Source organism: Sphingobium sp. AP50, from assembly GCF_900109095.1.
In the GTDB taxonomy this organism is placed as follows: domain Bacteria; phylum Pseudomonadota; class Alphaproteobacteria; order Sphingomonadales; family Sphingomonadaceae; genus Sphingobium.
The window spans coordinates 23,943-42,220 of sequence record NZ_FNYZ01000025.1; the positions used below are offsets into that span (position 1 = coordinate 23,943).

17 protein-coding genes and 3 pseudogenes are annotated in these 18,278 nt (G+C 58.2%); 15 read left to right on the plus strand and 5 right to left on the minus strand.

Annotated elements, in window-relative coordinates:
* Window positions 1-209 precede the first annotated feature (209 nt).
* The 12 genes and pseudogenes from BMY84_RS25430 to BMY84_RS30920 all read left to right on the plus strand — a co-directional run.
* A complete protein-coding gene (locus BMY84_RS25430; protein ID WP_093087682.1) occupies window positions 210-1,850 on the plus strand; it encodes a bifunctional 3-(3-hydroxy-phenyl)propionate/3-hydroxycinnamic acid hydroxylase MhpA in 1,641 nt (546 codons plus the stop codon).
* Window positions 1,831-2,685 carry a fumarylacetoacetate hydrolase family protein gene (locus BMY84_RS25435; protein WP_093087683.1) on the plus strand — a complete coding sequence of 285 codons (855 nt, stop codon included), beginning with the start codon at window positions 1,831-1,833 and terminating at the stop codon, window positions 2,683-2,685. The genes BMY84_RS25430 and BMY84_RS25435 overlap by 20 nt, the downstream gene beginning before the upstream one ends.
* On the plus strand, window positions 2,682-3,665 hold the full coding sequence (locus BMY84_RS25440; protein WP_093087685.1) for a TAXI family TRAP transporter solute-binding subunit: 984 nt from the start codon (window positions 2,682-2,684) through the stop codon (window positions 3,663-3,665). Before BMY84_RS25435 ends, BMY84_RS25440 begins: the two co-directional genes overlap by 4 nt.
* A 39-nt stretch (window positions 3,666-3,704) precedes the next feature.
* Entirely contained in the window at window positions 3,705-4,178 is a 474-nt protein-coding gene (locus BMY84_RS25445; protein ID WP_093087686.1) for a flavodoxin domain-containing protein, read from the plus strand.
* 26 nt (window positions 4,179-4,204) lie between these two features.
* The gene (locus BMY84_RS25450; RefSeq protein ID WP_093087688.1) at window positions 4,205-4,909 is read left to right on the plus strand and encodes a hypothetical protein; all 705 of its coding nucleotides are present in this window, start codon (window positions 4,205-4,207) and stop codon (window positions 4,907-4,909) included.
* Between the two features lie 11 nt (window positions 4,910-4,920).
* A complete protein-coding gene (locus BMY84_RS25455) occupies window positions 4,921-5,484 on the plus strand; it encodes a hypothetical protein (RefSeq protein ID WP_093087689.1) in 564 nt (187 codons plus the stop codon).
* A 98-nt stretch (window positions 5,485-5,582) separates the two neighbouring features.
* Entirely contained in the window at window positions 5,583-6,053 is a 471-nt protein-coding gene (locus BMY84_RS25460) for a MarR family winged helix-turn-helix transcriptional regulator (protein ID WP_143075163.1), read from the plus strand.
* A 286-nt stretch (window positions 6,054-6,339) separates the two neighbouring features.
* Window positions 6,340-7,290 carry a VOC family protein gene (locus BMY84_RS25465; protein WP_093087692.1) on the plus strand — a complete coding sequence of 317 codons (951 nt, stop codon included), beginning with the start codon at window positions 6,340-6,342 and terminating at the stop codon, window positions 7,288-7,290.
* A 333-nt stretch (window positions 7,291-7,623) separates the two neighbouring features.
* The gene (locus BMY84_RS25470; RefSeq protein WP_093087693.1) at window positions 7,624-8,016 is read left to right on the plus strand and encodes an IS66-like element accessory protein TnpA; all 393 of its coding nucleotides are present in this window, start codon (window positions 7,624-7,626) and stop codon (window positions 8,014-8,016) included.
* On the plus strand, window positions 8,013-8,369 hold the full coding sequence (gene tnpB / locus BMY84_RS25475) for an IS66 family insertion sequence element accessory protein TnpB (protein ID WP_256215442.1): 357 nt from the start codon (window positions 8,013-8,015) through the stop codon (window positions 8,367-8,369). The genes BMY84_RS25470 and tnpB overlap by 4 nt, the downstream gene beginning before the upstream one ends.
* A 55-nt stretch (window positions 8,370-8,424) precedes the next feature.
* Window positions 8,425-9,291 (plus strand): IS66 family transposase, encoded by an 867-nt coding sequence (locus tag BMY84_RS25480; RefSeq protein ID WP_143075164.1) that lies wholly within the window; start codon window positions 8,425-8,427, stop codon window positions 9,289-9,291.
* Window positions 9,288-9,752: pseudogene (locus tag BMY84_RS30920) on the plus strand (transposase); the annotation flags it as partial. The gene BMY84_RS25480 and the pseudogene BMY84_RS30920, both read left to right, overlap by 4 nt.
* Window positions 9,753-9,833: 81 nt before the next feature.
* On the opposite strand, the gene BMY84_RS25490 reads toward BMY84_RS30920, so the two are convergent.
* Together BMY84_RS25490 and BMY84_RS29460 are read right to left on the minus strand one after the other, a co-directional pair.
* Window positions 9,834-11,903, minus strand: coding sequence for a recombinase family protein (locus BMY84_RS25490; RefSeq protein WP_093087696.1), 2,070 nt, complete (start codon window positions 11,901-11,903; stop codon window positions 9,834-9,836).
* Entirely contained in the window at window positions 11,890-12,075 is a 186-nt protein-coding gene (locus tag BMY84_RS29460; RefSeq protein ID WP_143075165.1) for a hypothetical protein, read from the minus strand. Before BMY84_RS29460 ends, BMY84_RS25490 begins: the two co-directional genes overlap by 14 nt.
* Before the next feature lie 312 nt (window positions 12,076-12,387).
* Here BMY84_RS29460 and BMY84_RS25495 point away from each other — a divergent pair.
* A pseudogene (locus tag BMY84_RS25495) lies at window positions 12,388-12,609 on the plus strand (transposase domain-containing protein); the annotation flags it as partial.
* Window positions 12,610-12,738: 129 nt separating this feature from the next.
* A complete protein-coding gene (locus BMY84_RS25500) occupies window positions 12,739-13,671 on the plus strand; it encodes an IS5 family transposase (RefSeq protein WP_218147029.1) in 933 nt (310 codons plus the stop codon).
* Window positions 13,672-13,784: 113 nt separating this feature from the next.
* Here BMY84_RS25500 and BMY84_RS25505 read toward each other — a convergent pair.
* From BMY84_RS25505 to BMY84_RS25520, 3 genes and pseudogenes are all read right to left on the minus strand, one after another.
* Window positions 13,785-14,848, minus strand: a protein-coding gene (locus BMY84_RS25505; protein WP_093087700.1) for an IS630 family transposase whose coding sequence is annotated in 2 segments (ribosomal slippage) — window positions 13,785-14,354 and window positions 14,357-14,848 — 1,062 coding nt in all. Because the reading frame shifts where the segments join, the coding sequence is not laid out codon by codon here.
* 500 nt (window positions 14,849-15,348) lie between these two features.
* Window positions 15,349-15,942 carry a plasmid pRiA4b ORF-3 family protein gene (locus BMY84_RS25515; protein ID WP_256215444.1) on the minus strand — a complete coding sequence of 198 codons (594 nt, stop codon included), beginning with the start codon at window positions 15,940-15,942 and terminating at the stop codon, window positions 15,349-15,351.
* A gap of 332 nt (window positions 15,943-16,274) precedes the next feature.
* Window positions 16,275-16,679 (minus strand): annotated as a pseudogene (locus tag BMY84_RS25520) (transposase); the annotation flags it as partial.
* Between the two features lie 327 nt (window positions 16,680-17,006).
* On the opposite strand from BMY84_RS25520, the gene BMY84_RS25525 reads away from it, so the two are divergent.
* Entirely contained in the window at window positions 17,007-18,260 is a 1,254-nt protein-coding gene (locus BMY84_RS25525; RefSeq protein WP_093087702.1) for an aromatic ring-hydroxylating oxygenase subunit alpha, read from the plus strand.
* Window positions 18,261-18,278: the final 18 nt, after the last annotated feature.

Sequence of the window (18,278 nt, forward strand, 5' to 3'; positions counted from 1 at the left end):
TCGCGCATCGAAGGGCGACGCAAATATCGCGGCGCATCTTTCGATGCGTGTGCTGACGAAATGCAAGCGCCCACGTCGATTTGGACGCGCTATCATTCGCGCAATGAAGCATTGACAAGACAATGTCGGAATGACAAAGTTCTGTCAAATAAAGCAGTGTCTGGGGTCCGTGGCGACCAAAGCAGACTAATTTTCGTGGAGAGGATGTTATGGGGGATACTCCTTTTGACGTAATTCAGGTCGGTTATGGGCCTGTGAGCCAAGGTCTGGCGCTTATGCTTGGGCGCCAGGGCCGACGCGTCGCTGTTTGTGAACGCTGGGAACAGCGCTATCCGTTGCCTCGCGCTGTCTGCATCGACCATGAACTGTATCGAGTGCTCAGCGCGAACGGCTTGGGTGCTGTCTTGCCATCGATATCTCATCCCGGTCCGCCCTATCAGTGGTTCAATGCCGACTGGAAGGAATTGCTGGTTATCGATTGGTCCGCCGGTTCCATTTCTGGTGGCACCGAAGTTAACTTCGTTCACCAGCCAACGCTCGAGGCGGCACTGGACGTGGCGGTGCTGGAGCAACCGACGGTAGAAATATTCTTGGGATGGGAAGCGATAGAGGTTCGTCAGGATGACGATCTGGCTCATGTGACCTTGCGCAATGTAGCAACTAATGATGTGAGGACCATTTCGGCGCGCTATGTAATCGGCTCGGACGGAGCAAACTCACTTGTCCGCACCACCATCGGAGGGGGGCAGGAAGATCGAGGGTTTGAAGCGGACTGGCTTGTAATCGACGTGTTGCTAAAGGAAGGCGTTACGGCCGAAAAATTGGGCATTCCAGCGGCGGGCCAATATTGCAATCCGATAAGGCCCACGACGATCGTTCCAGCAGGTGTTCGCGACGGCCGGACATTCCGGCGATGGGAGTTCATGCGCTTACCGGGTGAGTCGATAGCCGATCTGGAGGGTGAAGATCGCGTCTGGGAGCTACTGCAAGACTGGGCAGGCCCGGACGACGTCGAACTGGTGAGGCATAAGGTCTATAATTTCCGATCGCTCCTGGCGGATCGGTGGCATGATCGCCGCCTTATATTGGCGGGCGATGCGGCACATGTCATGCCGCCTTTCATGGGGCAGGGGATGTGCTCGGGTCTACGGGACGCCTGGAATCTTTCTTGGCGTCTTGGTCTCCTGCTGGACGGCACGGCGGACAATCGGCTGCTGGACAGTTATCAGCCGGAACGCCGACCGCATGTCAGCCAGTTGATCGACATGTCGATCTATCTTGGCAAGGTGATCTGTATTCCAGACCTTGAACAGGCCGCTGCGCGAGATCATGCGTTTCTGAGCGGCGCGGCGGAGCCGCCTCCACCGTTCCCGCAGCTGATCGATGGACTGCTTCACCGCGACAGCTCGCTAAGGTTAAACGCTGGGGCAGGCTTGCTCTCACCGCATGTTGCGATCGAGAGTGACGGCTCTAAGTTGCGACTGGATGATTATACCGGCCCAGGCTTTGTATTCATAGGCCGCGGGTTTGACTGGCGGCGCGGGCTTGATAAACAACTTGTCTCACAGCTTGCAACAATTGACGCCAAGTTTGTCAGGCTCGAGGTGGCGACTGATGATCAGGCTGGATCAATCAGGGATTGCGACGGTAGGCTGGATGCGTTCCTCGACGCCCAGGGCTGGGATGCAATGATCGTGCGTCCGGATTTCTATGTCTATGGTGGAGGCAGCGCCGCCAACAGCGGTGCGCTTGTGCAATCGCTGATCGCAGATTTGAAAGAGCACGGTGTCCATTTGAAGGGCGCGCGCGACAATGCCGGAGAATGTGAAAATGAAGTTAGCGCGGTTTGACGCAGGCGCTGGTCCTCGCGTCGGGATCATCAAGAATGACAAGGTCATCGACATACAGTCGGCGGGCAGTCGTTATGCCACAATGGCGCAGATCATTGAAGCCGGCGACGCCGGGCTTGCGGCCCTGCGTGACATTGCGGCTGTAAGGGATGGGGATTTCCTTCTCTCGCAGGTTCAATTGCTCGCGCCGGTGGAGCGCCCAGGCAAGTATTTGGCTATTGGGATGAACTACCAGAAGCATCTCGAAGAGGCAGACAAGCTGGGCGTCGCGCGAGCCAAGCATCAGATCTGGTTCAACAAGCAGACGACATGCCTATCAGGGCCTTTCGATGAGATCGAGACAGGAGTGACAGAAAAGCTCGATTACGAAGTGGAGCTGGGGTTGGTCGTGGGCAAGCGTGCCAAGGGCGTTTCGCCTGAAGATGCGCTTTCCTATATCTTCGGCTATGTCGTTGCTAATGACGTTTCTGCACGCGACTGGCAGTTCCACTCTTCTACCTTCATGATGGGCAAGTCGTTCGATACCCATGGTCCTGTTGGTCCCTGGATCGTTACGGCGGATGAAGTGCCTGATCCTCAGTGTCTTGATCTACGCTGTTTTGTGAACGGTGACCTGCGTCAATCGAACAATACCGCTAATATGATTCATCGGATCGACGCCCAGATTGCATATCTCTCGACCGCCTTCACGCTCGAGCCCGGCGATCTGATTGCGACTGGCACGCCTGAAGGCGTGGGTATCGGGCGTGAGCCACAGTTGTTCCTGGCAGTCGGTGACGTGGTACGATGCGAGATTGACGGCATCGGTGCCATTGAAAACCGGGTGATCGCATGAACGTCATGCACACAGGCGAGCCTGCGATCGAACGTTCGGTTACTCTCAATTTCATCGGCGACTGGGGGCAGGCGAATTTCCACCGCATCTGCGGGTGGCTTACGCAGGAATTTTGCGATCGGGCCGGTCCAAGATCGCGGGTGGCGACTTGGAGCATACGTCATGGCGGCATCGAGGCGCTTGAGCTTGTCCACGCCGGCGAGGCACAGATGTGCGTAGCAACCCCTGCCATGCTGCTAGGCGACGCGCTGACGGGCGATGGTATCTTTGCGGGTAATCCGATGCCCTCGTTGCGCGCACTGGCGGTTTTGCCGCAAAATGACCGACTGGTCATGGCGATTGATCCCAAGTTCGGAATTTCAAGCTTTGCAGAACTGCGCGATAAGAAGCCGCCGCTAAGAATCGCTGTCTCTGCCGATGATGGCACGAACTTCATAGGGTATGTCACCCAGCGTTATATGGAAGCCCATGGTATTGACGAGGCGACGCTTCGGTCCTGGGGTGGCGAATATGTTACGGCGACACGGCCTGAACAATCGCTTTTCAAGATGCGCGATGGATTGGTCGATGCGGTCGTCCAAGAAGCCATCATGACGCCCTGGTGGGTGGATTCGATGCGTGTGCGCAACGCGATAGCGCTTCCAGTCGAAGAGCAGGCCCTCGAAAAGCTTGAGGGACAGTTGGGATATCGGCGCAACATCTTGCCGGCTGGCTTTTGGGAAAGCCTTAAGGTGCCATTGCCTACCCTCGATTTCTCGGATTTTGCTCTAGTCGTTCGCGATGACCTTCCGGACGATATCGCTCATCTGCTGACTTGGTGCGTCGTAGAAACGCGTGAGGCGCTTGAACGTCAATATCGTCATATCCCGCCCGAGCGTAGCCCGCTCAGCTATCCGCTTGAGCCGAGCAAATTGCTCCAGACGCCGTTGCCGCTCCATCCAGGCGCTGCGCGCTTCTATTCCGAGGCAGGGTTGCTGTGACACTCCTGTCGTTCACCAAGAACATAATGCAAGGCCGCCATGATCACTGAACCTGTCCTCATACTTGTCGCCACCATGGGCGGTACGGCGACATTCGTGGCCGATGAAATGGCCGACGCGCTCAAGGCAAAGGGCATCAAACCCTTCCTTGTCCCGATGGAAAAGGCGGCGCTCGCGATGTTCGATACCCGCAAGCTCTTCATCATTTGCTCATCTACGCATGGCAATGGTGACATCCCGGATAATAGCGTGGCATTTTTCGACGCCTTACGAGACCAACGGCCTGACTTGTCGGATGTGCGATATGGTACAGTAGCGCTGGGCGATATGACCTACTCGGCTAGTTTTTGCGGCGGCGGCGCGCAATTTGATGATCTCTTTGCGGACCTGGGGGCAACACGCCTTGTCGATCGCCTCGAGCATGATCGGCAGGGCGGCACATTCCCAGAAGAAGAAGCCGTCGCTTGGCTAGATGGCTGGCTGGAGGCCGCTAACGCGCATCAGCCGGCCTGACGCAAATATCGATAGAAGGAGCAGTGATGATGGAAAGAACCCGGGGACCTCGGCAAATTCAGCCGCCTGTCGAAAATAAGCCAGCCCTGCAGACCAATGTATTCCACGCCCTACGTGGCGCGAATACCGCGTTGATGCCGATCTTTCCCTATGGCGCCGCGGGGGAGCTTGTACCTGCGGCGAGCATCATGTGGGGAGGTCCAAATCGCGACATGAGCGCCTTTAATCACACCAATTCGGTCGATGAAGTCGCAATTTGCTTCGCATCGGAAAAGTCCCGGCTGCGTTCGGGATTTGTCCATGTCGGCGCACGTACCCATCTGGTAGGCAATTTCTTCGAAGATATGAGCGACCCAGATATCTTGATGGTTATTGTCGTCACGCAGCGCCAGGCGGAAGAGGGTATTCCGCAAGGCGAGACGCTCGGCTTCCTGTGCGATAACTGCCAGAATCCCCTGCTTGTTCATGAGTTTTCGGCAAAGACAGAAGAAAGCGCACAGGCAGCAAAAACGCCCGGCTTCCATCCGCCGCTCGAAACGCTGACAGAGGGCGCAATTGTTCTTGAGCCATTCAATGAGAGTGAAGTGGCGCGAACCTGCTCGAAATGCGGCACGGTCAGCGAGCCCTTTCCAGTGTCGGTTTGGGGATGGGACGCTTATTATAAAAACATGGTCGCAGCCGAGCGTGGTCGCAAGCAATTGCTTGCTCGCGCCGCTGAAGCCGCGAATTAAAGGGGGATATCATGCCACGCAAGCACATGCTCGACACCTACGAGGCTGCCCGGGATGCCGGGCCATACGACGAATATCCGGTGATGGTGGCGGGTGTGGACCCGCAACTTCATCTTAGTCGCAACGACCGGCCGCAGCCTTTTCATCTGACCTTCCAGAAAGACAGTGTGCTGGTTCAGATGTCGGGCAAGGCTCGCATTGAGATGACCAATGGCGCAGTGCGGTACTTCGATCTGGTACCTGGTGACTATGCCTATATCCCCGCCGGCGTCACGCATCGCGTCGTTCCGCAGGACACGTCGATCATGTATCGGTACAAGGCCGAGCATGCCGGCCTTGAGGCCGTCACCTTTTTTTGTGAGCATTGTCATGCAATCCTCTTTCAGGAGACGTTCGATGCCGACACGGAACTACCGCAGGCGGGCTATCTGCGGATCGTCGATGCGTTCAACCAGGATGATGCGTTACGTACTTGTGACTGCGGTCAGGTGCACGAGCCTGTAGATCTGGCATCTTACCGCTGGAACGAGATTGTGGCCGAGTTATCCGCTGTGGAAACGGAAGCTGCCTGGTAGCGCAACAGGCAAGACGTGCCCAGCAAAGGCATGCAGGACTTGCAAGCGGGAGGATCGCTCACTAACCCCCTTATCCCGTCAGGTGGAGGTGAACTATTTTGGCGAAGCGATCTTCTGGTAACAAGCGGACCGCCGCTGGAACGGCTCTGACCGAACTGATTTTCATGATTTTCCGTGCCAATGGGCGGTTGTTGCGTGCGGGAGATCATTTGGGAAGGGATCTGGGCCTAACAGCGGCTCGCTGGCAGGTGATGGGCGCGATTGACCGGGGCGACAAGACGGTCGCGCAAATAGCGCGCGAGTTCGAACTTTCCCGTCAGGGCGTCCTCTGGGTGGTCAATGCGCTCAACAAAGAGGGGATCGTTGAACTCGCGCACAATCCCGACCATCGACGCGCAAAGCTGGTCCGGTTCACAAAGAGGGGCCGCGAAGTATGCGACGAAATGAACGCGCGCCAGATTGCCTGGATCAACGAAGTTGGCGATCATTTTGACGCGACGGCGATTGAAAGCGCAGTGCAGATCATTTCGCAGGTCACTCTACGCACGGTGAATGAAAGCGAGGATTGACGGACCTAACGGTTCTCTAGATCCTCTCATTTGCGGCGTCGAGACGTAGGCGCGTGCATCAGGCATGGACCGAGCTAGACAGCGACGGTGCTGCCCAGACTATATTCTCATGAGTTCAAATCTGAAAGATCCGCTGGCTCCGCATTTATGCGGACCATTCGACAATAGGAATCCAAAGCATTCGGGTTGCGCGGATCGCTTATAGAGTCAGCAGCGTTGACAAGGCCAGTCCAATACGACAAATACTTGTCAATAGTGCGCCCGATAATAAGAGCGAGAGGATGACATGGCGGTTCTATCTGCATATTCGGTGACGCTTGAGGTTCCCCAGTTGGACGTTGGCATCGCGTTTTATAGCGACGCAGGCTTTGTGATTGAGGAGCAGGAGGAGCGTGCTATCGTGCGATGCCCTGACGTGTCGCACGAGAGTATCGTGTTATTGGGCGGTGCGGATCGCAAGAGGCTGCACCATATTGCCTTGCGAGCGGATCCCATGGAGTTCGATGCGGTCCGGGCGCGGGTGTGTCAGTTTGGCGGTACGGTGGTAGATGCGCCGTCTGGCCATGACGAAAGCGGGCTCTGGGTGAGGGATCCCCACGGGATGCTTGTGCATCTCGTCGATGCGCAACCTGATGCGCCACTTGCTGCTGTCGAGCCTTTCGCGATCAACGAACCGGGGCGGATCGTTCGTACCCGGCGTTCAGCCATGCTACCGCGCAGCGCCACGCCGACTGTGAAGCCATTGCGCCTTGGGCACATACTCGTATTTTCTCCTGACGTGCCAAAAAGCGTCGAGTTCTTCACCGGCGCGCTCCACATGGGGCTTGCCGATCACGCACAAGACATCATAGCCTTTTGCTGCGCGCGCAAGGATAGCGACCATCATGTGGTTGCTTTTGCAAAATCACCTGGCGTTGGTTTTCATCATGCGAGTTTCCAGGTGACAGATCCTGACGCGGTTGGGCGCGGCGGGGCACTGCTGGCCGAGCGCGCGGCGCGCGGGCAATGGGGTTTCGGGCGTCACACCATAGGATCGAATTTCTTCCATTATATTCAAGATCCATGGGGCTCATGGTTCGAATATTATTCCGATATGGATCATATCGACGACTATAATTTGTGGACACCTACTAATTACGAAATGGAAGATAGCCTTGCCAACTGGGGTCCGGCATTGCCCCACGACTTTGTACATAACTATGAGATCGAGCCTACGCCATTTTCTTGCCTGACATAAGCGCGGCGTTAGATGGCATCTGGGAGGCCCTGATCTAAACGGCGAAAATTGCTGCGGTGCAATTTACCCCATGACATAGGGGCGGACATGTTGCCGCAATTGCCGTCACCGTCTTGATGCTTTGACGCTTTCAGCCTGAGCTTCGCAGTGCCCGTTATGGCTGCCTATCTGTATCCATTCGGCGATACGCGCCTTGTCGTGAGGTATGGGCCTGCTCTTAAGAACGCTCTCGAGAGCAGGCTTAGGAGCAGTGGATGCGTAAGCGCCGACGGAAGGCGGCCTTGTTGCCGGCACCGGAATAGGAAAGCTCGCGGCCTTTGACGAGGCGTGAGTATGGACATCGAGCAGTCAAACGAGCCTCGTATGAGCGGTCGCGGTGATGGCGGAGCGCTTGTACGGGTGGAGCGGCGTCGGCACTGGAGCGACGAGGAGAAGTTGGCGATCCTGAAGGAGACGACGGTGCCGGGGGCGATCGTCTCGGCCGTGGCTCGGCGGCACAGCGTTGGAACAGGCCAGCTTTATACCTGGCGCAAGCAACTGCTCCGCGGAGCGATGGCAGGCTTCGTACATGTCGAACTGGCAGCATCATCGCCGTCGGCCAAAACTCGAGAAGCTGGGCGGATCGAGGTTCGAGGGCGGTGCGGCCTGACGGTGTTGGTTGATGGCGAGGTCGATCGGGCCGCCCTGAAACAGGTGCTCGATGTCCTGCGGGAGCTGGATCATTGAGCCTGGCGTTCCCGCCTTCGACGAAAATCTATCTGTCGCTGGCGCCGTGCGACATGCGCAAGGGGTTTGATGGGCTGTCGGCGCAGGTGCGCAATATTCTTCAGCTTGATCCCTTCTCGGGGGCGGTTTTCCTGTTCCGCGGGAAAAGGGGCGACAGGTTGAAGGCCTTGGTCTGGGACGGGTCCGGGCTATGCGTGTATGCGAAGCGTCTCGAGCGCGGAAAGTTCGTGTGGCCTCGTGCTCATGAGGGCGCGCTCCGCCTGTCGGCAGCCCAGATGGCGATGCTGGTTGAAGGGCTGAACTGGAAGCAGGCGATCGTCCACGACGAGGTCGTCACGCCGAGTCTCGCATAGCCAAAAAGATCAGGAAAACCGCCATTTTATGTAGGTTTTGCGTTGGGCTTCCGCTATGGTCGAGGCCATGCGGTTCGCCCTTGATCGCCTTCCCACAGACCCGGTTCTCCTGCAGAAAATGCTGCTGGAGATGGCCGATGTCATGGAGAAGGAACGGGCCGAACTGAGGGCCGCGGAAGCCACCGTCAAAGCCCAGACCTTGCGGATCGAAAAGCTCGAGCATCGTGTCGCGCGGCTGCTGCGCGTCCAGTTCGGCCGCAGCTCCGAGAAAATGGATATCGCCCAGCTGCGGCTGATGTTCGAAGAGGTCGAGGCGCCGGAACCCGCCAACGATGTGGTGCCGACGGCGCCTGTGGGGAGAACGGCCCGTAAACCCGGCAGCCGCGCGCCACTTCCTGCACACTTCCCGCGTCAGACTGTCGATCATCAGCCCAGTCCATGCAGTTCCGGTTGTAATGGACCGTCAGTGCAGATCGACGAGGCCGTCACCGAGGTCCTCGACTATGTCCCGGCGCGCTTCCGCGTCATCCGCCATATCCGGCCCAGGCTGGTGTGCCGATCCTGCGAGCAGATCTGCCAGGTGCCCGCTGTCGATCTGCCGCTGCCCAAGGTGATGGCGAGCAGCGCCTTGCTGGCCCATCTGGTCGTCAGCCGCTTTGTCGATCATCAGCCCTGGCACCGGCAATCGGTGATCTTCCGCCGCGTTGGGCTTCACATTGATCGAGATGTGATGAGCCGCTGGGCGCGAAAGCTGGCATGGCTGCTGGCGCCGCTGGGCGAGCGGTTGTTCGCCTATATCCGGGAAGCCGCCAAGATCCATGGGGACGACACGCCGGTCACGTTGTTGGGCAATGGTGACGGCAGCCGGACCGGGCACTTCTGGGTGTGTATCTGCGCGATGACCGTTCAAGCGGTGACATGAGCCCGCCTGCCGTGGCCTTCCGCTTCAGCGCAGATCGTGGCGGAGCGCATCCGGCAGAACATCTCGCTGGCTATCAGGGGTATCTCCAGGCGGACGGTTTTGCGGGCTATAACGCGCTTTACCGCGACCCCAAAACCAAGGCGCCCAGGGGCATCGTCGAAGTAGGATGCTGGAGTCACGCGCGCAGGAAATTTACCGACATACTGGAAAAGAGCCCGTCGCCGATCGCGGCGGAGGCGGTCGTGCGGATCGCCGAACTCTTCGCCATCGAGCGCGATATCAAGGGTGCGCCACCCGATGAGCGAAGACGGATCCGCCAAGGCAAGGCCGTACCGAAGCTGGAGGCTTTGCGCGTCTGGCTCGAAACACAGAACCGTGGCCTGTCTTCCGACAGCAATCTGGCGCGTGCGTGTCGCTATCCGCTCAACCGCTGGCAGGCCATGATCCGCTACTGCGACGACGGTCGGCTCGAGATCAGCAACAATCTTGTGGAAAACGCCCTGCGCGGTGTAGCAACGACCGATTCATACTACACCTCCTCTTCAAATGTCCGGAAACAGGGACTTTTGGTTTTCCATTTTGATGCGACACGGGCCTCTGTGACGCGGGAACTGGATCACTTCGTCCTTTTCCAGGTCCGTGGCTCGGATTTGGTGCGGCGCATCGGGTACAACTTGCTCGGTAGGGAGCACGCCCTCCTTGATCAGTCGACGCACCCGATGGGCAGTAACTCCAAGCTTTTTGGCGGCTTCGGTCAGCGTGAGCCACTCTCCATTCTTTTCGGCGGATCGGTAGCCGTGGATTTTGTGGACAGTGCGCAGCGAGCCGACACGGCGCGCTGTCCAGGTCTTGCCTTGTCTGGTTTGCATTCCCATCCGGTTGAGAGTGGCGGCAACGTCTGCATCGGACCACCGGGTGGCCATGGATCGAATGATGGCAAGGGCGGCTTCGGGCGTACTCTGGCCATGTTCGCCGGCCTTGGGTTTGCGAATGCGCAGCTGGGAGTGCTGGCCACCTTTCCAGTGGATCGTCAAAATGACTTCACGTTGCTCTTCATCGACGTCAGCGATAATATCAGTCACGAGGGCGCGAAGGAGCTGCTGACGACAACGCATGTCAACGGTAGGCGCGCGCCAAGCGCTCTCCAGGTCGGTGGCAATGCCAGCAAAATCGGGTGCCGGCGCGGTCAGATCGATTTGTCGTGCTTGGGCCAAACCCGCTTCACAGGCTTCCACACGTCTGAGCGCTGCTTCCCAGCTATTCTCGAGTTGGGCAGCGATCAGGCGGTTATCAGGGTCGCAGGCAGCATAGCGACGTTCAGCGAGAGATGCCTCGTATCGGGCTTGCTGCGAGTCCAGCTCCACCATGCGGTGCCGTTCTTCCAGATTATCCCGATGCGCCCGATCAGCTTCCATTGCGGCCTCGATCGCCATCGGCGTCACGGCTCTCAATATCTCTTTGCCTATGGCAGGGTCGATGCGAGATGCGCCAAAAGTCATGCATCGTGGCTTGGCCAGCATTTGGTTGATACGTTCGCAGCGGTAATAGGGATGACCCGGAGGCCGGCCCGAATAGACAACGCCCAACCGTCTTCCACATCGGCCGCAGGTGAGCAGGCCCGCGAGCAATGCACGGCCACCACGACCCGACTTGATACCGCCCTTCTGTCCGAAGGCGTTGATGGCGATATGGCGCTGGTTCCTCTCAAACTCACTCCAATCGATATAGCCTTCGTGATGATCTTGGAGCAGCACTTCCCACGTTCCAAAGGGCTTGCTGTGGCCGTAACTTTTGCGTGCCCTGCCATCGACAATCTCGGTTCGCTTCTCGCTTTTACCATAGACATAGACCCCAGCGTAGAAGGGGTTCTTCAGGATCGAAATAACGCTTCGATAGCGAACCGGCATCCAGTCGAAGGACACCGTTTTGCGGCCGTCAGAAGGGCGGGGAAAATGGAAATTGTCAGCTGTCAGCGAAATCAGCACCTGGCGGGCGCTGCCAAGCTCGCGTAAACGCGAAAAGATGAGGCGGATCGCCTCCTGTACCCGGATATCGGGATCCAGCCCCAGGCCGTATTCGCGGTGCCAGATATAGCCGATCGGAACACTGAAGCGCAGTTCTCCCCGCCTTGCCTTGGCGCGCGCCGCGTCAAGCATGCGTGTTCGCAAAATGCCAAGCTCAAACTCGCTGATGCTGCCCTTCATGCCCAACAACAATCGATCGTTTGGCCGACAGGGATCGTATACCCCGTCGAGATCGATCACGCGCGCTTCAACCAGGCCACACAGCTCCAAAAGGTGGTGCCAGTCCCGGCCATTACGGGAAAGGCGCGATGCGTCCAAGCAAAGCACCGCGCCAACCTTGCCCGTGCACAGGCCGCTGACCAGTCGTTCGAAACCGGGGCGGTCGGCAGTGCCGCTGGCGGTCCGACCAAGGTCATCGTCGATCACCTCGACATCGTGAAATCCCCAGCGTCGCGCAACATCGACAAGCTCATATTGTCGGCGCTGGCTCTCCAGGTTGTTCTGGACCTGACCCGGGGTCGACTGTCGGACATACACCACAGCTTTGCGCTTGAGCACCGTGACTGGAAGGAGATCATTGCCCGTCATCAATGGCCTCCTTCGCCGCGACGCCAGCTGCGGCCATCAAGAGGGTCGCCAGCCTAGCAACAACGGCGCTTCGCTGCGCCTCGCTCAGGCCTCGCATCTGCGGCGTATCGAGCGGCATGCTCAGCTGCTGGGTCAGCATCGGTAGCGACGAGGGTCGTGGTAGTGCCTTCATGGCGCGCCTCCTGGATGGCCGTGAGTCCATCCGTCGAAGTCTGCCTGAAACCGCGATCGGTAAGCAGTCCATGAAGCTCTACAAGCCCAATCACCGCAACGCGCGGTTCGCCCATCTCCATGTCGGCGCACAACGCCCTGTCCAGCATCCACTCTGCGACCTGGATGATCTCACCCGGCCTGATCTCTACCCGGATCATCGCCCCATTGGCCCGGTCCTCGCGGCCTTCATGCCGAAAACGACTGCCGTAATATGGATGCCAGCGATAATGAAACTCTACCATCTGCCCGACATGGGCAGAATGACCCTGCGATGGCACTCGGGCGGAAAGCATGGCTATTTTGCGGCTCCGATCGCGGCGGTCAGCGCGCCGCCATCATGTTTTCACTCATTCAAAGCTGTCGCCTCAACGACCTCGATCCCCAGGCTTGGCTCGCCGACGTCCTTGCCCGCATCGCCGGTCATCCGGCTAATCGGCTTGGCGATCTGCTCCCATGGAATTGGAAACCAGCAGCGTTGAAGCTGGAGCCGTGATCTCATAGCATCACGGCATGGAATTTGACCCGCAACCCGAACTGATTGATGAGACCTGTGCGCGGGTGGGCGTAGACAGGCGCGACAATTGCTGATTCTATGGGCTTTCCAAGGAGGAGAGCGGCCGTGGTGCAGCGTTCGATTGGTCAGGAGCGATTTGGGTTTTCAGGGTCCGAGCGCACGACGTCATCGCTCGATGCGCTGGTATCGCTGATTGATTGGGACGCGGTCGCGGCTCTTCTCGATCCGCTTTATCCGGCCTCCAAAGGTGAGCCCGCCTGGCCGCCCCTGGCAATGTTCAAAGCGCTCCTGTTGTCGATCTGGTATGATCTGTCCGATGTGAAGTTGGCTGAGGCCCTGGACGACCGGGCCTCTTTTCGCCGCTTCTGTGGGTTTTCCGCTAATGAGGCGACGCCAGAGCGTACTGCGTTTGTCAGATTCCGCCGACTGCTGGCTGCGCACCAGCTTGACCGATCGCTGTTTGAAACCGTGACCATGCAGCTCAAGGCCAAAGCGGTGACGGTCAAGATCGGTACACTGGTCGATGCCACCATCATTACCTCGGCCAGTGAAGACGATGATGATGCACGCTGGGTAAAGCACAAAAGAAAACGGGCTGTTCACGGCTTCAAGGCTCACGTGGGCGCCGATGCGGATACCGCGTTGGTCGAGGAAGTCTCCGTCACCTCCGCCAATATCAATGACGGCAAGGCAGGTCCCGGTGCCTTGCCCGACAATCCCGGCGAGGTGTTTGCCGACAGCGCCTATCGCGGCAATCACTTTTGTGATGCCGTGCTGGCAAAGGGTGGCATTCCCCGGATCGTCGCCACCGGCATGTGGGGCCGCGACGAAGCTGAAACGCTCCGCAAGCTCCATGAATGGAATCAACCGATCCATCGCGTGCGCGCCCGCATCGAGAAGATCTTCGGTACATGGAAGCGATGCTACGGCCTGCGCCGAATGCGATGGCGAGGTCTCGCCAAAGCCGCCGTCCAAGTCCACCTCACCGCCATTGCCTACAACCTCAAGCGCGCGATGAATATCCTCTCCGTTCCAGCATGATATCGCCTCCGACCGCAAAGCGCAGGCCGGATCGATAAGTCATAGAATATCTGCGCGATTTCATAGCTCTACGCCCACCCGCGCACAGGTCTCTTGATACCAACCTGCATTGATCACAACCCACGCGCCCATTTGCGGCGTCCGATAGTCATGATGCGCCACGGCTGATCGACCAGCTTGTTCCAGGCTTCGCAGCAAAGGTCGATGATGTTGTCGTGTGACGTGAATATCCGGTTGGACAGCCAGTTATCGCGCATGAACTGCCAGATATTTTCGACCGGGTTGAGTTCAGGGCATTTGGGCGGCAGCGGAATGATGCTGATATTCTCCGGCACTTCGAGCTTTCCGGTCATGTGCCACCCGGCTTGATCCATCAACAGAACGCCGTAGGCACCTGGTTCGATAGCGAGCGATATCTCCGCCAGATGCAGCGACATGGTCTGGGTGTTGCAGAACGGGAGCACCAGACCAGCGCCCTTGCCCAGTTCCGGGCAGATGGCGCCGAAGATGTAGGCTGATTTCGTCCTCTGGTCCTTGGGTGTCGACGGTCGGGTGCCGCGCCTGGCCCAGCGGCGAGTGATCTTGTTCTTCTGGCCGATCCGGGCCTCATCCTGGAACCAGACCTCTATCGGCGTGCCGCGCGGGAGGGCGGCTTTGATCTTTGCCAGCTCGGCTGCAAAGCCCCCTTTTTGAAGTCCTCCATCGCATATTCGTTCTGGGCATGGTGACGTGGGCGCGCGGTCAGTTTGACATAACCCAGCTTCTTCAGTTCCCGCCCCACGGTCGTTTCCGTCAGGGACACGCCAAACTCGTCATGGAGCCACCGCGCCAGGTCAATCAGCCGCCAGCGCACAACACCATGGATCGCCGGGATCGGCCCCCTTTCAACGATTTCCGCAAGAGCCTGGCGCTGGGTATCATTCAACAACGGTGGCTTGCCCGGTGCCTTCCCATCAAGGAGTCCGTCCGGACCCTGGGCATTGAAACGCACCACCCAGTCGCGCACGATCTGCAACGTCACTCCGCCGATACGCGCGGCATCGCTGCGGCGTCCACCATCATAAATTTCTGCCAATGCCAGCAGCCGCCGGCCCTGGTTCGCGCTCCTTGTCGCACGCGCCAGTCGCCTCAAGCCCACTGCATCAAAGTCGTTCCGCAATCCGATCGCTGCACCCATGGCCATGCCCTCCAAAAGGAAGCCATAGATTCAGAAATTCAGCCTCTTGGGAATCCCCCTCGTGAGTCAGCATCAATGGAAGCTGGTATGAATCCTCTCTCTGCCGGTCCATCGAACAGGCGGGCGTACGGCTGACCATCAACATCGTCCGGCTCGCCACCGAACGTGGTTGGTCCCTCGAGGTTGTCAACGAGCACGGCACCTCGACGGTCTGGGACAATCTATTCACCACCGACCGCGATGCCGATGCTGCATTCCGCGACGTGCTCGCTCAAGAAGGCGTCAAGGCCTTCCTCGGCAAGTAAGATGCCAAATCCCCCAGAAAACCGTCAGTAGCCGCGGTCCTCACCGGATGCGTACGCCTATCTGGACTGCCAATGCATCACTGGGTTCATACTCGCTACTGTTACCGGCGGGATGCCTATTGCCCCGTCCTTTGGAAGTGTCATTGCAGATAACCTAAGGTAAGCGCCGACGGAAGGTGGCTTTGACTCGGTCTGTCAGGCTTTGCGGCGTGTCCGCGGCGCCAATTTTTTCGCGAGAGCTTCCAGCCTTGCCTCGATCAGGGGGATATCGGGCTGGGCGTTGGGATCATAGTCGTCGCCGAGGGTATCGAGCGCTTCTTCATGATATTCATGCTGGGGGTCGCCGAGCGCTTCGAGCTTTTCGGCATAGCCCCATGGTCCGCCACAGTCCTCTGGCGGCCGCATGCCTACTGCATCGAGGATGAGCGGATATGTCAGGTGCGGGCTGGCCGCGCCGACGCGCGCGATCTTGACGCTATGCTCCCAGGCGTCGCCAAAGTCATAGAGATATCGGAAGGTCTTGCGCCTCGTATCCGCCAGGACCTGGGCGAGAGTGGCCTTACGGGCGTCGAGCGGCCCGTCGAAGCCATATTCAGGATCAGGGATGCCGAAGCCGGTCTGCCCGAAGCTTATTTCCCACAGGTGAGAGTCCGTCCACGAGAAGGCGGTCTGGATGACGGTGTGCAGACGGTCGAGGCGGATATTGAGCGGCACCTCCAGCGTTCGGCTCACGGCCGGTGTCACATCGTCCAGCGTAATCTTCATCCGCACGATAGTGCTGTTGCTCACGCAGCCTTCTCCAGATCGTTGGTCAGCTTTGATGCCTGCCATTTCCTTATGTGTCCGACTCTCTCTTACAAGGGCTGAGTAGAAAAAAATTTCGGTCGGATCGTTTGCTTCCATATGTACGGCCTTTTAGCGTGGTCATACATCACCACTGGCCAAGATGGTTTCCGCGATGTGTGTTCCTACACGGCAGCGGCCTGCAATGGCCACGGGAAATGACGGAGTGTCACACGTCGTGGATCGATCGATCGCACCATCTGCTCATGTCTTGCAAGATCACGCATCAACTCGGCACGATAGCATTTATGTTACGCTCATCGTGACCGGCCGATCTCTCAAGCGGCCGCCAACATGGCTGGCTGGTCAACCCTTCTGTGCGTTTCTCCGGTCACCATCAACATCCAGGCGATCTGCGCTGTTTTATTAGCTAGCGCTACGGCGACGAGCTTTGGCCTTTTTCTTTCTATCAAGCCGAGAATCCATGGCGATGCATTTCGTCCACCTGCTCGGCGGACATGGTGAACGACTGCGGTCGCGCCCACTACAAGCGCGCTTCGGAGGAGTTCATCGCCTGCTCGAGTGATACCCCCGAGCCTCACTTTGCCAGCAGTCGAATGATCCTTTGGCGTCAGACCCATCCAGGCTGCGAAATCACGGCCGGACTTGAATAGCTGCGGATCCGGCGTTTTCATGATGAGCAACGTCGCGCCGATCGGCCCCACACCGGGAATCTGCGCTAATGAACCGGGTCGGCATGACGATGGCCGTCAACCATGCGTGCCGCACCAGCATGACGGCAACGGAATGTAGCTCTGTCTCGGTAATCTTCTCGCATTCGCAGGCGCGGATTGGCACCGCTTTGTCGGCAGGTCACGAAATTTATCGAGGCATTGTCGATTGACGAGACAGTTGTGTATGGTAATTTGCCCTGGGCGCAGGCTAAAGTCTGAAATCCGCAATGCCGGTCTCGGGCCAAGCCATTGCGGGTAAGCGGGTCTGCTTGGTTGACGTCGCGAGAAATTCAGGTTCGAACGGGATAAGTCCCGCGCATCGTAGGGAGGCATGAGATGACGACAAACAGTTTGCATGGTCTATTGGATCGGCACGAAAAGGGCTGGTCACTGGAACAGTCTTTTTATGTCGACCCCGAAATTTTCGCGGTAGAGCAAGCCATCTGGTTTTCGCGCCAATGGACAGTGATCGCGCATGCCAGCGAACTGCCCCGCAAGGGGAGCCATATTGTCCGGTCGCTTTTCGGCACGTCGATCATCGTCGTGAACAGCGGCGATGCTGGTTTCCGCGCCTATTATAATGTTTGCACCCATCGCGGATCACGCATTTGCAAGGAAGATGGCCATTCTCCCTTGCTCGTATGCCCATATCATGCTTGGTCGTTCAGGTTGACCGGCGAATTGCAAAGTACACGCGACCTTCCTGCCGGTGTCGATCCGGCCGAGCTAGGGCTGCATGAAGTGCCGCTGCGCCAGATCGGCAGCCTGATTCTATGCGGCGCAGATGCCGAAAATCTCCCCGACCCGGCCCGTGCGGAAGAGGTGCTGCAACCTGCTTTGCGTCATCATGGGTTGGATCATGCAAAAATCGCCGTTCGCCGATCCTATCCGACACAGGCCAACTGGAAGCTGGTGCTGGAGAATTTCTTTGAATGCTATCACTGTCGTCCGTCCCACCCGGAATATTTCCGGATGAATGGCCATGTAAAGGTGTCGGCGATGCTGGATGACAATGCAGCGCAGGAATGGGGTAAGGTCGTCGACGACTGGCGTGCAGAGGTTGGTGACGATCAGCATAACCGGACCGTGCGCGTCGCTGGCACGCATGATGAGATGAAGTTTACCTTGTATCGCCACCCCATTGGACTTGGCCGCCAGACCCAGTCCAAGGATGGGAGGGCGGTTGCGCCACTCATGGGGGGCTTTGCCAATTATGACGGGGGTGAGACCGCCATGCATTTTGGAAGATTTAGCTTCATGGGCGCTTATAATGATCATGCGGTGCTGTTTCAGTTTATCCCGCGAGGTGTCGAGGAGACTGACGTCGTAGCGACATGGTTCGTCGACGCAGACGCCGATCTGGAACTTATCGACATGGATGCGATGACGCTGATGTGGGACATCACGACTAAACAGGACAAGCAGATCATCGAGGAAAATGCGCAAGGCGTGCGTTCGCGCGCTTACAGGCCCGGCCCCTATACGCAGCTTGAGGCTCAGACATCTGATTTTGTCGAAAGCTATGTCACCGTGATGAGGGAGCTGCTCGAGGCTAAAGGCCCCGTCGCTAAGGTAGAGCAAGTTGCCTGAGGGGGGCCAGGATCTTGA